This window comes from Nocardia sp. NPDC055321 (genome assembly GCF_053645575.1).
Genome location: NZ_JBSHMS010000017.1, coordinates 171,601 through 184,747 on the forward strand (window position 1 = coordinate 171,601; position 13,147 = coordinate 184,747).

Sequence of the window (13,147 nt, forward strand, 5' to 3'; positions counted from 1 at the left end):
CTCAGCGCCGGCCACAACCGCCGATGGGCGTGCCGCGAGCATCCCGCGATGCCGCTGACCGCTCGGTTCTGGATTACCGCGGTGCTCACCGGCGAACGCACTTAGCTGCCGAGTTGAGTGAACGTCGGAAGCCGCTCGCTGGAACCTCCACTGGCGTCTTGGTTAGAGTTCCCAGTCTTCGGGGAATCCGTAACCTCGGTCGTAGCCGTCCCATTCGGTCATGATCAGAGGTGGCGGCGTGTCTTTGCGCATGATGTCTCGGAACGCCGCTACGACGAGGTCGGCGACGCCCTGACATGGCGGTTTGTCGTTGTGCCAGTCAATGGAGCGGGACCAGAACGGTGTTCGTGGCTCGGGGCTCCAGCCAGCTTCGAGCATGTGCGGCTGATCGGCCGGAGCTATGCCCCCGACAGCAGTCCCGGGGCAGGTGACGTCGGTGATCTCCACCTCGAGCCTGCCCTGCCAGCTGTGCCAGCCGGTCCAGCCGAATGGTCCGGGGTCACCGAGATTGCCTTCCGCCAAGGCAATTTGAGCCCATACCGTGCCGTGAACATCTTTGACCGAGACGAAGTTGTAGACGTTCGCGCCCATGAGCTCCTCGGTCAGGGTTCTGGCGAAACACAGCCAAGGGTCGGGTTCGGTGTCGGTCAACAGTTCCTCCTGAGTCCTCGACATCGACGTCACCGTATCGGCTGATAGGTCAGCGGTGGTATCCGCTGACCGATCCGTCCAGCGGCGGCGCAGCCGGTTGGCCGATGTCGGATCGCACGGTCGCCGAGTTGGTTGGCTTTGTCGATGCGGGTCTGAAGGGCACAGGTGTAACCGTTGATGCGCCGTAGGGTTCGACCATGGTCAACGCCTTCTACCATGTCGAGTTCGCATTCGATCTCACCGATCAGATGACAGATGACGAGATCAGCGAACTGCGATGGCATCTGGGACTGGGATCGCGCCCGCCAAGCTCGGTGGCTATCGAGCAGGGTCTGGCGCTGCCTTTCACACACGGCGGGGCGTATTTCGAATCCGACGAAGACCTGTTCGCGGCGCTCGCCCGTCGTCGTGACGGCGACGGGTGGCGGTTGACCGCACGTCAGGAGGCGGACGATGAAGAGCTCTGGTCCTTGTGTTCGTTCCTCGATTGGCTGAGATCGTGGATCGAGCCATCCGTTCGAAACGCCGACGGTTCGATTCCGGTTGGACGACTGAGGTTCTACGACGAGCAGGAGTGGACGGCACTGGGACTCGATCGCGATGGCTTGAGGTGGGAGATACCTTTACCGCTGGATCAACTTCGGCCTGCGCGTACCGCTCGAACCTGGTGGCGGTTCTGGTGATTCCCACTCTCCGACAGCGCCGCTGAACAGCCTTGCCCTCGGGTGGCTCGACGTCGGCGTCGTCCCGCACCCGCAGCCACCCTGACATACCGCTTACCGCTCTGGCCGAACGGCGAGCGCGGTCGAGGCGTAGGCCATCCGGCTGAGCTGATCTGGCGGCCGAACGGGCCATGTTTGCCGATGCGGTCAGTCTCGGCGCCCGTGTGCAGGCCCATGAAGCCTGCGCGCTGCCGCTCGACTGCGTGCCGATATCGCCGCCAAAAATGGCGTCCCGGTCGCGCGTGTCTCGCCACCGAAGCCTTCTGACCTTAGGGTGCCTCCGGAGTGAGGCAGATGAGTTGCATTGCCCACCAATGTGTTTGGTAGTCGGTGATATCGATCAAATTTGATCTGTGGTGCAGACGCTGGGGGTGTTAGCGGTCATGGCCCCAGAGATGGCACTGCGATAGGCTCCGGTCGGGCAAGATCATCAGCGTGCGGGGGTCATGATGCGGTTGTCGTGGGATTCGTTGATTGCGTTCGGTCTCACAGTGGGACTCTTTCTCGGTGTTCTGTTCCTGACCCACAACGAGTTGGCCGCGGTGATCGCCGTGGGGGTTGTGTGGGTCCCGCTCGTCGTAGCCGGTGTGGTGTCGGCCAGTCGTCCGCCAGTAGCCGATGAACCAACGAACCCGGCACATGCGGTGCAGGATTCGGCCTGGCGGGCGAACGAGTGGGCATGGGCCGAGATCGGCACCGACCCCAGTACCGACAGCGGCTTCCGATTGCGGTTGAGCGCGCGGCAGTACAGCAGTCAGGCCGACGCGGCCGCCGCGCTGGCAAGCTATCTTCACCAGCGCGGCGCTACCGACCGGTCGTACCTACGTGGCGCGGATCGACTGCAGCACATCGATTTCACCGACCGGTGGCTTAAGGACAGGCCTCACGAGATATGCGCGCCACCACGGCGGTGGCTGACGTACAACAAACCTGCCACCGTCCGCCTGTTCGTGGTCGATCGCCACGGTGGGGTGCGGATGATCAGGTTTCCGTTGGCCCCAGCCTGACGCCGGTCCGACGACAACCGAGACCAAACACACTGAGATGCCTGAGATGCCGCTGACCACTCGGATCTGGACAACCGCGGCGCTCGCCGGCGAACGCGCTGAACTGGCTCGGATCCGATCCTGACACCGGTCTGTATCCAGCCGGAGTTGAGTCTGGTCCAGACGATGCTCATATCGGCTGCCCCAGCTGTCGCGAGCCGCCGAGAGAGTGGACCGAGAAGCGTTGGTGCAGTCGGCCTCTACCGAATCGGCCACGGTCCTGATCGCCCGTCACAGCGGAGAGATTGTCGGAACACTGAGCTTGGTCTTTCCGATCCCTTCGGGCCTTCGAGCACCGTTGAAGATGGAGTGGTTGACGCCGCGGCTCGCGGCCAGGGCATCGGGGCAGTGCTGCTCGGGGAAACCAAAATCCGAGCCGCGGCCGCCGGCGCGCGAACGTTGGATCTGACTTCGCGACCATCGAGAACCGCAGCCGATCGCTTGTACGAGCACCTCGGTTTCCGGGCTCGCGAGTCCCAGGTCTATCGCTTTGTTCCAGCCGACTGATCCCATTCATACCATCAGCGAACGCACCATATTGCCGCTTCCCGCGCTGACTGGAACCGGCCAGCGCGGGGTGCCGGGTGGCGGAGACCTGGTGTCGTGCACAACGTCTGCTTCTCCGGAATGTTGCGCTTGCCATCTGGTCTTGAACGCCCGTTCCGGCTGCGGTGGCACCGGTCAGCGGTAGCGCGCCACCTGTGCCTCGGGGACACCTACGCAGGTCAGTTCGAAGAATTTGTAGGGGTCGTTGTAACGCCAGAACTCGACATTGACTGCGTCCAGGTCGAGTCCGAGTAATTGGAGAAAAGACACTGCGAGGGTGGCCAATTCGGCGCATCCGTCGCTGCCGAACGGCACTTTGCGCAGCCACGGGTAGTGCGGGTCGTCGGGGTGGGGATTGAATCCGTGCGCGACCAGTTGATCGTGCCAGCGCTCGTCGTCGCCGAGGGTAACCTCGGGCTCCTCCGTGTTGAGGAGGATTTGCAGGACTCGGTCGTCATCGTGTGAGGTGGGCTCGAGAGTGATTACGACGATGTCCTCGAGCGGACCGTCGTTGTCGGTCAAGGGATTACCCAACGCGAGCATGCCTAGTTGCAGGTCCTGCAGCGTCCAGGTGAGTGCGGCGGTCAAGTCATCCCAGCTGCTCACGAGGTGATGGCCGTGTCCGAAACCGATCATGTCACCACCGCCCAACTCACCGAGCCAGGTGAAAGGAACCTCTTCGAGGGCTTCGTTGTACTTCCAGACGCTGTCCTCGATGCTCTCGATCGCGTAGGACGCGAAGGCCGAGATGGACATGAGGCCGTCGTCGCGCAAATGCAGTGCACGCGTTGTCGTTTGCTGACGCCAGCGCACGAAGACTCCTCCCAGATCGCCCCCATGGAACGACGGCGTTCCCCAGACTGCGGTCGCCAGAGCTACGTAGTCGCGGAACTGGTGCGGTTCGATAGTGCCCGCGAGTAGGCCAAGTTGGGCAAGGGCGGGGTCGGCACGCAGATACTCGGCACCCTCATCGGAAAGCCAGGCTCCCCCTTGCCATTCGGGCATCCGCACTCCGGAGAAATCGTCCTCGACCACCCACCCCGCCCGCGCACACGCGGCCGCCACATCCTCCATGCTCCAGGTGCCGAAGTCGGTGTTCAACGCCTGCAGGACCGCCGTGAACCGTTCTCTGTCCATCACCTTCATGATCGAGAACATAGCGCCCTCCGCCGACAGGACACCGGCAGCCGACCGAGGTTCGATGGACGTGACGAAAGGGGCGAACAGTGGTCGAGATCGCCTCACGGACAGTGGATTAGCGCCGGGCCTTGCTGGACGAACGGGTCGATAATCAACCTGCGGTTATCGCTACCAACCCAGAGGTCGATAGTGTGGGTTCACTTTAAACCGGCTTTAGAGAACTCGAGTGCGCGCACCGAGTTCAGCGCGTCTATGTACGGGGCGTATCGGGAGCTAGCATCGCGCGCGTGTGGTTCAAGAGGTACGTGGTCGTGTTCGGGGTGCTGTTGGTGTTGTCCTGCGGGTTGTGGGTGTTCGGTAAGTGGGTGGAGAATCCCGCCTTGTTCGACTTCTCGGACTGTTCGGGGACCTACTGCCCGCCGGAGGTGTACCAGTCGATTGCCGCGCAACCGACTGTGACGACGGGGCCGGCTTGGAGTGAATCCCTTACGTCTTCATCGGTTTCGTGTTGTCGATGATCGGAAGTGGGAACAGGCCGGCGCACTCGGGCGGGACGGCGCTGTTCCGCCGCTGATCGCCACGTCGCGCCGCTCGGCCGATGACGTCATCGGTTTCGGATCGTTCGGCGTGCTGGCAGTCTGGGCGGGTGAAACGGAAGTTGGCGCGGCTGGGCCGTGTCATCGTGGTGGCAGCGACAGCGGCCGTGATGTATTGCGGGTATGTCACTGTGCGCGATTTCGAGGTGAAAGCACCGAGGGACCGTGACCTCACGACGAGTGAAGCGCAGAGCGTGATCGATCGGAAAAATGTGCGAATTCCCGACAGTTTCCGCTTGATTCGCATGTACCAGCACAACTGTCCGGCGTGGACGGGCAGCTGCGGCTACATGGCCAAGTTCACTGCGAAGCCGGACGAGTTCTACACCCGGATCGTGGTGAGGGATGACAATATGGCACCGCCGAAGACCATCCCATGCACTGCCGCGGCGGAGAGCCATTGGGCTGGCTGGGGTTTGGACTGTTCTCAGGTACTCGAAACATTCGCGATTTGGGAATCCAGGCAAACGCTGAACTCGGTGGGGGTTATGGTGACCAGGAGTGCAGTCTCGGCCGACATCTACCTCACCATCGGCTTCAGCTGAAATCCGCTCGACCTCCCGAGAACCTGGCCTCACCCAGAGCTCCCGTCAGGAGATATGCGCGTGGCTGACGTACGGCGCGGATCAGTTGCAACCCCGCCTGTTCGAGGAGCCGGGTAGCCGGAACCGGCCCGACCTGTGTGAACCTCTCCCGCGTGTAAATTCGCCGCATGGGGAGAGTTTCATCGAGCGGGTCCGGGGTCGACCGCTTTCACGTCTCGGTTCACGACGTCACACCGGCGTGGGGTGCGGAGATCAGCGAGATCTTCGACGTGCTGGAGCCTTTGGTCGGGGCGCGGCTGTCCGCGGGGGTCGTGCCGCGCTGGGGCGGGCGGCCGCTCCGGGCTGGGGACGAGCGGCTGGTGGCGGGGCGGGCCGAGGAGATCCTGTTGCACGGGTGGTCACATCGGCGCGAGCGGGGCTACGGGGCGATCAGCCTGCTCACCGGGCGCGCGGACGAGTTCTCGGGGCTCCCGGCCGGGGCCGCGTGCGCGCGCTTGCTGGCGGGGTGCGGCGTGCTGAGCGAGCGGCTCGGGGTCGCCGTGGAGGGATTCCTGCCGCCCGCATACCAATTGGGTCCGGTCGGGCCGAGAACCCTTGCCGCGGCGGGACTTCGATACCGGGTCGGATGGGGGTCGGCGGCTGATGTCGAGGGCGGGTTCGTGCGGCTGGCCACCAGGATATGGGACGTCTCGCCGCTCGCGACGCTGTCGCGCGCGGCCGCGGCCGTGGGCCACGTCGCCGACCTGCGCCGGGGCGCGATTCCTACCATCACAATCCATCCCTTCGACGTTCGGCGCGGCTTCCTGCCGCACGCCCTCGCCGCGGTTCGCGCCCAACTCGCCATCGGGCGTTCGCCCGCACTGATCCGCGACCTGCTCGACGGGGAGCGCACCCGATGAGCGCCCGGTTTCCGTCGGTGAGTCCGCGAGTCCCCGGCATCGCCCGGCGGTACCGATTCGGTTCTGCCCGAGGGCGATCCGCTGCTTCCGTCCCGCACGTCAGGCTCGCCCGATGAGCGCCGCGGACCGTCGACCGCCCAGATACCGATCGCGGTCAGCGAGTGGATTCGAGACGTCGCCGATCGCGCGATCCACATCTGCGGGGCTCGGCGAACTCGTACGCGAGCGGCTGGAGCGAGCCGCGACCCGGCGGGCGGCGCGGATCGCGGCCCGCGTTGCCCCCGCACCTGCCCGGCAGCGGTCGGGTGCTCGACATCGGATCCGGAACCGGGCACAACACCGAGGCGCTGCGGGCACGCACGCGGGTGAGCTACGTCGAGACCGACGTCGTCGACATGCACGTGGTCGGGCCCGCGCCGGTGCCGTGCGGGGACGGCGACCTGCCGTTCGCGGCCGACGCCTTCGATGCGGCGCTGGTGCTGCACGTGCTGCAGTTCCCCTCCGATGTGGTCGCCCTGCTGCGCAACGCGGGCCGAATAGCGCCTCGCGTCGTCGTGCTGCAGTCGACCGTCGGCGGACCGGCCGGCCGTGCGGCGCTGGTGGTGCGGGGATTCGTGTTCGGGCGCTTGGCGTTTCGCGTGGCTCGGGCGGTGGGGTACGTCGCGCCGGCCCCGCAGGCGCTGCGGGTGCTGCGGGTCTTCTCGCGTGATGACGTGCGGGCCGCCGCCACTGCCGCGGGACTGCGGGTCACCGCGTTCGAGGCGGACCGCTTCCCGGTGCCGTTCGGCGGGCGCGACCTGTTCGTGCTGGAGCGGTCGCGATGAAGCTGTCGGTAATCGTCCCGGCGCGCAACGAGGCGGCGGCGCTGGACGGAACTCTGCGGTCGCTGCTGATCGCCGCGCGCACGGCGGGTGGGCCGGTCGAGATCATCGTGGTGGACAGCGCCAGTACGGACGGGACGGCGGACCTGGCCCGATCGTTCGCCGCCGCGGGTCCGGTGCGGGTCGCGGTGGCGGACCGGACGGGTGCGGCGCGCGCCCGCAATCTCGGCGCCGAACTCGCCACCGGCGACGTGCTGATCTTCGTCGACGCCGACACCCAGGTTCCCGCGGATGCGTTCGCGCGCACGCTCGCTCACGTGCGCGACGGCTACCACGGCGGGCTCACCCGCCTCGGCGCACTCGACGGCGGCCGCCGCGCGCGATTGTGGTGGGCCTTCTGGAATCGGGTGCGCGGACTACCGATCGCACGCGCGAAAGCCATGTCCGCCTTCATGTTCAGCACCCGCGACGCCTTCGACACGTTCGGGCCCTTCGACGAGAGCGTCCAGATCTCCGAGGAATGGCCGCTGCTCGCCGGTCTGTGGCGGGCCCGTCGCGATCGCTTCCACTACGACCGGGATCTCACCGTCTACTCCTCCGCGCGGCGCATGGAGCTTTCGGCGTTCGGCTACACCCGCACGTTCGTGAAATACGTGTGGGCGGTGCTGCATTCCAGTGGCCGCGACCGATACGCGGACCACTTCCGCCACCCGCTCGACCACCCCGATATCCCGGACCCGTCACCGTGGCGGCTGCGGGTCGCCGCGCTGGTGGCGGGCACCGCGATGCACGATCTGGAACCGGTGCGGGTGGCAGGACGACGGTGGTTCCACAAGCGCAGGCGGCGCGCCCGCGCGCCACTGCTGCCGCTGTGGAACCTGTGGCTCACACTGTGCGACGAGCCGGTGCGGGTGGTGTCCGGATCGGTGTGGCACGAACGCGAGAATGCTGTGCACCGTGCCCTGTACGGGCAGGACGTGCGACCGGACGAGCGCGGTGGTCTGCTCATCCCGCACCGCCCCGGCGTCCCGGCCGACGAAGCGATGGACACATCGACCGGGCCGCGCACGGGTTACGGCGGCCCGGCCGAGCACGCGGACCGGGTGATAACCGCTGCCGCCCGCGCCCTGCGTGCCCTGCACGCCGCCGGGGAGAGTCACGGCGACGCGGTCCTGCGCAACGTCCTGATCGATCCGGCGACCGGTGCGGCCGCGTGGATCGACTTCGAAACCCGGCACCGCGGCTCACTGCCGGACCCGTGTCGCCGCGCCGACGATCTCTGGACCCTGGCCCGCTCGGCGGTCCTGATCCTGGGCCCGGCCCACGCCGATCCGATCGCCGCGGCCGTCGTGGCGGCCTGCCTCGACCCCGCGACCCGTGCCGCGCTCGCGGGCTGCGCGAGCACGGACGCCTCCTCGCACAGCGTGCTCGCGCTGGCCCGATCACCGCTGGTGGGAGCGGGTTTGTCGGAGCTGCGGCGGGCGGTGCGCCGGCACTGTAACGGCACTCACCGGGCCGCCGGGGCATAAGTTCGGGCCCGCGACGCTTGTCACAGGGGTGGGTGCGTACCGCGCCCGCCCCGAACATCGCACCCGGTCCTTCGAAAGGCGGCGTCGTATGGCCCCCGCACTGTCCCTGCTCGATCTGGCCTCGGTCGCGCCCGGCGCCACCGCGCGCGACGCCTTCGACAACAGCGTCGAACTGGCGCGGGCCGCCGAACGCAGCGGGTACACCCGGGTCTGGTACGCCGAACACCACAACATGCGCTCGATCGCCTCGAGCGCCACCAGCGTGCTGATCGGGCACGTGGCCGCGCAGACCGACTCGATTCGCATCGGATCGGGCGGCATCATGCTGCCGAACCATTCGCCGCTGGTCATCGCCGAACAGTTCGGCACCCTCGAGTCGCTGTTCCCCGGTCGCATCGACCTCGGGCTCGGCCGTGCGCCGGGCAGTGATCAGCAGACCATGCGCGCGCTGCGGCGCAACCCCTCCTCGGCGGACACCTTCCCGCAGGACGTTCTCGAACTGCAGGGCTACCTGTCCGGCAACTCCCGCATCCCCGGCATCCAGGCCGTGCCGCGCGCGGAAGGCATTGTCCCGCTCTACATTCTGGGCTCGTCGCTGTTCGGCGCGCAGCTCGCGGCCCACCTCGGCCTGCCGTACGCGTTCGCCTCGCACTTCGCCCCCGACGCCCTGCACCAGGCGGTCGCGGCCTACCGCAGCGGTTTTCAGCCCTCCGAGCAACTGGCCGAGCCCTACGTCATGGCCGGGGCCAACGTCTTCGCCGCCGAGGACGAAGCCGACGCCCACGCGCAGAAGACGATCGCCTACCGCGCCCGCGCTCGCGCGATGATCAAGCGCGGCGCCGCCGGCATCGACTACACCGACGACGAGATCGACGCGTTCCTGGCCTCGCCCAACGGCTCCCAGCTCTCGGCGATGACCACCTACACCGCGGTCGGCACCCCCGATCAGGTCCGCGCCTACCTCGACGACTTCGCCGCCTCGATCGACGCCGACGAGTTGATCCTGGCCCACCACGCGACCGACATCGCCGACCGCATCCGCTCGGTCGAGCTCACGACCCCGGATCGCGTTGCCCAGGAATCGGTTCGATGAATCGGTGATCAAGTGCGCCGGGGCGGACCCGAGGGACTTCCCCGGCTGAGGAGCTCCTCGGGTACGCGGTTGTCGGCCACGGAAGACGAGCCCATGGGAACGCCGATGACCTCGAACGCGTCCCGTTCCGCCGCTCGGCTGGGCCACGACGCAGCGGGCGAAATCGTTGCCTGGGTAGCGGAATTGGAGTTCTAGCGCTCGGGCCGCTGGTCCTGAATCCGCAGATTCTGCTGGATTTCTCCGTTTTATGTCGCCGAGGAGCGCACGCCCCGGCGAACACCACATGCGAGACGCCCGGCGGTTCAGCCGTTGGCGGCCTTGGCCCGGCTGCAGTCGGCGTTGTCCCGCAGGGCTTTCACCAGCTGGTCGGCCCGCGCCTGGCCCAGGATCGGGCGGGCCCGGAGGGTCGAGTTGATCTGAGATCCCGGTGGGGCCTCGAACGCGCAGGACACCGTGACCGATTCACCGGCCGGGATGACGACGGTGCCCGCGCAGTCGGGTCGGTCGGTGTCGACCCCGGCGATCCGGAGCCTGATGCTGTACGCCACCGGGGTGTCGGTGCCCGGCGTGGTGACGCCCGGGATGGTGATCTCGACGAACGGTGTCGCCGTGCTGGTCAGCGTGGCCAGCGCCGCGCACGTCGCCGGGCAGGGGGCGCTCCAGCCCAGTTCGTGGGCCAGCTCTTTCTCCGTGTCGCTGGCATCCGCCAGTGCGGTCACCGTCGGGAGCAGGTCGCCGTACAGCGTGGACACCTGGTCCGCGCTCAACTGAGTCACTCGAATATCGAAGCTCGCGTTGACGATTCGGACCACCCGGCCGTCGCGTACGTAGGTCGTCACCGCGCCGCTGACGATCGGGGTGGCCGCCTGATCGTCGACGGTGACGGTGTCGCCGACCACCAGCTCGGCGCCCGTGCTCACGCTGGTGTCGAGCCGCGTGCCCAGGATCGAGGGATTGAGCTCCGAGTGCAGGGTGCGGTCGTGGATCGTCGCGGGCTGCGAAAGCTGTTTCCCGTCAGCGGAGTTCGCCTGATCCTCGCTCACGCCCGCCGCGATCCACACCTCCCGGCCGGCCCTCGCGAAGTTCTTGTCGCCCACCCGCAGGTGATTCATCGCGTGGCCGGGTGCGACCTCGACGGTGCCCGAGAAGTCACCGATATTGGTGACCCGCAGGTCGAGACCGAACTTCTCGCCCGCATCGTCGATGACCTGCCCCGTGTAGTGCGCACCCGCGGCTTTGGCCAGGCTCTGACGTGCGGTCCGGAAGTCGTCGAGCGCGATCTCGTCCGCGGACCGGTGATCCCCGAGCAGGAGCCAGCTCGCCCCGGTGATGGCTCCGGCCAGCACCGTGCCCGCCACAATGAGTGCCGCCCACCGTCTCCGGCGTCTCACCACCGGAGCCGTCGTCGTATCGGCGGCCTCGGACTCGGCCTGGTCTGTCATTCCCCACCCAGTTTTCGATCTTGTCGCGGTAATGCCCCCGGACTATATGGGCGTGTGATCAAAACGGGCAAAACGGTCGAATGTGCTGATCGGCGCGTCGAGTCACGTTGGGGGAATGGGGCGATCGCTAGCATGGGGGAGTGATCGAGCGTGGAGCGCACGGTGTTCTCGGGTTGGGACTGCTGCTGGTGGTGCTGACCGGGTGTGGATCCGGGGAGCAGCACGACGGGCATACCCCGGCGCGCCTGCCTACGGCCGCGGCGGCGGTCAGTTCCGCCGAGACGACCAGCGCCGCGCCGATCACCTCGGGTGCGTCCGCCGCCGTCGGGGAGGTGCCTGGTAACCCTGGCGCCGCCGCGGCTTTGCGGCCGTGGGTACGGGATCTCACCGGGCAGGACCTCGAGACCCTCGTGCGTAAGTGCTGGACGATCGAACCGGGCAACGCGCGAAACATGTACGGCGACAAGGACGCTATCCTCGCCGCCGTCGCGCAGCCCGGGGTCGACGGGCAGTTCGCGGTCCTCTGGAAGGGGCCGGTGTCTACCGTCAGCGTCAAGCGCAGCGAGATCGCGTCGGGGTACGCGTGCCCGCGGGTGTACGCGACCGGATCGGACGGGGCGTTCGACGACGCCGACGCGCGATACGCGGTGCGCCGCTACCTGTCCCGGTGGATCGGCAAGCCGGTGAACGCCGACGACATCGAGGGGAAATATCCTCTCGTCTGCCCGGGGTCGGTTCTGGCCAACAACCCCGGCAGGCTGACCGGCACCACCGGCTTCGGTGAGATGACCACCGTCCCGGCGGGGATCTCCGATGTCCTGGTGACGGTCCCGGTCACGAACTCCTCCGGCGTCACCCAGCCGATGGTGTTCACGGTCGCGGTGGGCCCGGAAGGCTACTGCATCAATGACATCACCGGCTGACAGCGGCGCACGGTCGCGCACGGCGGGGTCGCCGTCGCCGATCAGGGGGGAGGACCTGCTTCACGTCTCGGCGCTCCGATGACTCGGCTCGTATAGGCGCTCGCGCGCTAGCCGATGGCCCGACGTACGCTCGCGGCCAGTTGCCGCGTTCGTGACGGGCACGGAACAGTGCGAGAACCGGTAGGAGCGGCCGCGCGGCTCCGGGGCCGGTCGGTGTGGAGGGTGATGTGGGTGGCGTGACCGCCATGGCGGCGAAGCTGGCGCCGGTGGTGTTCGTGTTCGCGGCGGGGGTGGTGTTCGCGCGGCGCGGGACCATCGACGCGTCGGCCTCGAAACTGTTCTCCGAGTTCGCGTTCCGCTTCGCGATCCCCGCGTATCTGCTGGGCAGCCTCTACACGGCCGACCTGGGCCGGGTCTTCGACCCGTGGGCGCTGGGGGCCTACGTTCTCGCCGTCTCCCTGACCGCCTGCCTGGTCGCGGGGGTCTCCTACGCCCGGGGGATCGGGGTGCGGGGGATCGCGTTGCGTGTCATGGCCGCCTGCCAGGTCAACACGGCGTACCTGGCGATCCCGGTGTTCGCCTTGCTCTTCGGGGACGCCGCACCCATCTTCCCCGTCCTGCTGCTGCAGGTCTGCGTCCTGACCACGATCATCATCGCGCTGCTCGAATCGGCGCCCGGGGACGGCGCGGCGCCGGGTGCCGGGACCACCGCGGCCCGGGTGTGGAGCGGAGTCCGGGCCGCGCTGACCACCCCGCTGGTGCTGTCCTGCTGGCTCGGCATATCCGCCAACCTCACCGGCATCACGATCCCGGGCTGGATCCTGGACTGCCTGTCCACCGCCGGCGCGGCCGCCGCGCCGATCGCGCTGTTCGCGCTCGGGCTGCACCTGGGCGGGACGGGCCTGCGCCTGCGCCCCGCCGGACCCGGCGAATACTGGCTGATCGCCTGCAAATGCCTGGCTTTCCCTGCCCTGACGTGGCTGATCGCGGACGCGGTGTTCCACGTCGGCCAGCCGTGGCTCGCCTACCTGACCCTGATCGCAGCCATGCCCACCGCGCAGAACCTCTTCCTGTTCGCCCAGAGCTATGACACCGAGATCGATCTGGCCGCCGCCGCGGTCGTGAAATCGACGCTGGTATCGCTGCTGCTACTGCCGATCTGGGCGGCCCTGCTGGTCGCCGGCTGACCGCGCC

The 13,147-nt window shown here is 67.6% G+C and carries 13 protein-coding genes; 10 read left to right on the forward strand and 3 right to left on the reverse strand.

What is annotated here, in order from left to right; translation table 11 throughout:
• Positions 1 to 162: 162 nt before the first annotated feature.
• Entirely contained in the window at positions 163 to 651 is a 489-nt protein-coding gene (locus tag ACWIGI_RS26915; RefSeq protein WP_454205261.1) for a TY-Chap domain-containing protein, read from the reverse strand.
• A 197-nt stretch (positions 652 to 848) separates the two neighbouring features.
• Between ACWIGI_RS26915 and ACWIGI_RS26920 the strand changes: the two genes are divergently transcribed.
• The 3 genes from ACWIGI_RS26920 (at position 849) to ACWIGI_RS26930 (ending at position 2,926) form a co-directional block, all read left to right on the forward strand.
• On the forward strand, positions 849 to 1,334 hold the full coding sequence (locus tag ACWIGI_RS26920) for a hypothetical protein (protein ID WP_454205262.1): 486 nt from the start codon (positions 849 to 851) through the stop codon (positions 1,332 to 1,334).
• A gap of 530 nt (positions 1,335 to 1,864) precedes the next feature.
• The gene (locus tag ACWIGI_RS26925) at positions 1,865 to 2,380 is read left to right on the forward strand and encodes a hypothetical protein (RefSeq protein WP_454205263.1); all 516 of its coding nucleotides are present in this window, start codon (positions 1,865 to 1,867) and stop codon (positions 2,378 to 2,380) included.
• Positions 2,381 to 2,545: 165 nt separating this feature from the next.
• Positions 2,546 to 2,926: a GNAT family N-acetyltransferase gene (locus tag ACWIGI_RS26930; RefSeq protein WP_454205314.1), complete on the forward strand. Its 381-nt coding sequence runs from the start codon at positions 2,546 to 2,548 to the stop codon at positions 2,924 to 2,926.
• 174 nt (positions 2,927 to 3,100) lie between these two features.
• Here ACWIGI_RS26930 and ACWIGI_RS26935 read toward each other — a convergent pair whose 3' ends face one another.
• A complete protein-coding gene (locus ACWIGI_RS26935; RefSeq protein ID WP_454205264.1) occupies positions 3,101 to 4,123 on the reverse strand; it encodes a hypothetical protein in 1,023 nt (340 codons plus the stop codon).
• A gap of 628 nt (positions 4,124 to 4,751) precedes the next feature.
• On the opposite strand from ACWIGI_RS26935, the gene ACWIGI_RS26940 reads away from it, so the two are divergent.
• The 5 genes from ACWIGI_RS26940 to ACWIGI_RS26960 all read left to right on the forward strand — a co-directional run bounded on the left by ACWIGI_RS26940 (position 4,752) and on the right by ACWIGI_RS26960 (position 9,588).
• On the forward strand, positions 4,752 to 5,246 hold the full coding sequence (locus ACWIGI_RS26940) for a hypothetical protein (protein ID WP_454205265.1): 495 nt from the start codon (positions 4,752 to 4,754) through the stop codon (positions 5,244 to 5,246).
• Positions 5,247 to 5,413: 167 nt separating this feature from the next.
• Positions 5,414 to 6,145 carry a DUF2334 domain-containing protein gene (locus tag ACWIGI_RS26945; protein WP_454205266.1) on the forward strand — a complete coding sequence of 244 codons (732 nt, stop codon included), beginning with the start codon at positions 5,414 to 5,416 and terminating at the stop codon, positions 6,143 to 6,145.
• 161 nt (positions 6,146 to 6,306) lie between these two features.
• Entirely contained in the window at positions 6,307 to 6,969 is a 663-nt protein-coding gene (locus tag ACWIGI_RS26950; protein WP_454205267.1) for a methyltransferase domain-containing protein, read from the forward strand.
• Positions 6,966 to 8,495 (forward strand): glycosyltransferase family 2 protein, encoded by a 1,530-nt coding sequence (locus ACWIGI_RS26955; protein WP_454205268.1) that lies wholly within the window; start codon positions 6,966 to 6,968, stop codon positions 8,493 to 8,495. Before ACWIGI_RS26950 ends, ACWIGI_RS26955 begins: the two co-directional genes overlap by 4 nt.
• Before the next feature lie 88 nt (positions 8,496 to 8,583).
• Positions 8,584 to 9,588, forward strand: a complete 1,005-nt coding sequence (locus ACWIGI_RS26960; protein WP_454205269.1) for an LLM class flavin-dependent oxidoreductase — start codon at positions 8,584 to 8,586, stop codon at positions 9,586 to 9,588.
• Positions 9,589 to 9,890: 302 nt separating this feature from the next.
• On the opposite strand, the gene ACWIGI_RS26965 is transcribed toward ACWIGI_RS26960, so the two are convergent.
• Positions 9,891 to 11,030: a hypothetical protein gene (locus tag ACWIGI_RS26965; RefSeq protein ID WP_454205270.1), complete on the reverse strand. Its 1,140-nt coding sequence runs from the start codon at positions 11,028 to 11,030 to the stop codon at positions 9,891 to 9,893.
• 140 nt (positions 11,031 to 11,170) lie between these two features.
• On the opposite strand from ACWIGI_RS26965, the gene ACWIGI_RS26970 reads away from it, so the two are divergent.
• Both ACWIGI_RS26970 and ACWIGI_RS26975 read left to right on the forward strand, forming a co-directional pair.
• A complete protein-coding gene (locus ACWIGI_RS26970) occupies positions 11,171 to 11,953 on the forward strand; it encodes a hypothetical protein (protein WP_454205271.1) in 783 nt (260 codons plus the stop codon).
• Between the two features lie 227 nt (positions 11,954 to 12,180).
• Positions 12,181 to 13,140, forward strand: coding sequence for an AEC family transporter (locus tag ACWIGI_RS26975; RefSeq protein WP_454205272.1), 960 nt, complete (start codon positions 12,181 to 12,183; stop codon positions 13,138 to 13,140).
• Positions 13,141 to 13,147: the final 7 nt, after the last annotated feature.

Coding starts and splice junctions, on each gene's coding strand:
- ACWIGI_RS26935 (WP_454205264.1), bottom strand. CDS start 4,123: ATGTTCTCGATCATGAAGGTGATGGACAGAGAACGGTTCACGGCGGTC.
- ACWIGI_RS26965 (WP_454205270.1), bottom strand. CDS start 11,030: ATGACAGACCAGGCCGAGTCCGAGGCCGCCGATACGACGACGGCTCCG.
- ACWIGI_RS26930 (WP_454205314.1), top strand. CDS start 2,546: ATGCTCATATCGGCTGCCCCAGCTGTCGCGAGCCGCCGAGAGAGTGGA.
- ACWIGI_RS26955 (WP_454205268.1), top strand. CDS start 6,966: ATGAAGCTGTCGGTAATCGTCCCGGCGCGCAACGAGGCGGCGGCGCTG.
- ACWIGI_RS26920 (WP_454205262.1), top strand. CDS start 849: ATGGTCAACGCCTTCTACCATGTCGAGTTCGCATTCGATCTCACCGAT.
- ACWIGI_RS26960 (WP_454205269.1), top strand. CDS start 8,584: ATGGCCCCCGCACTGTCCCTGCTCGATCTGGCCTCGGTCGCGCCCGGC.
- ACWIGI_RS26945 (WP_454205266.1), top strand. CDS start 5,414: ATGGGGAGAGTTTCATCGAGCGGGTCCGGGGTCGACCGCTTTCACGTC.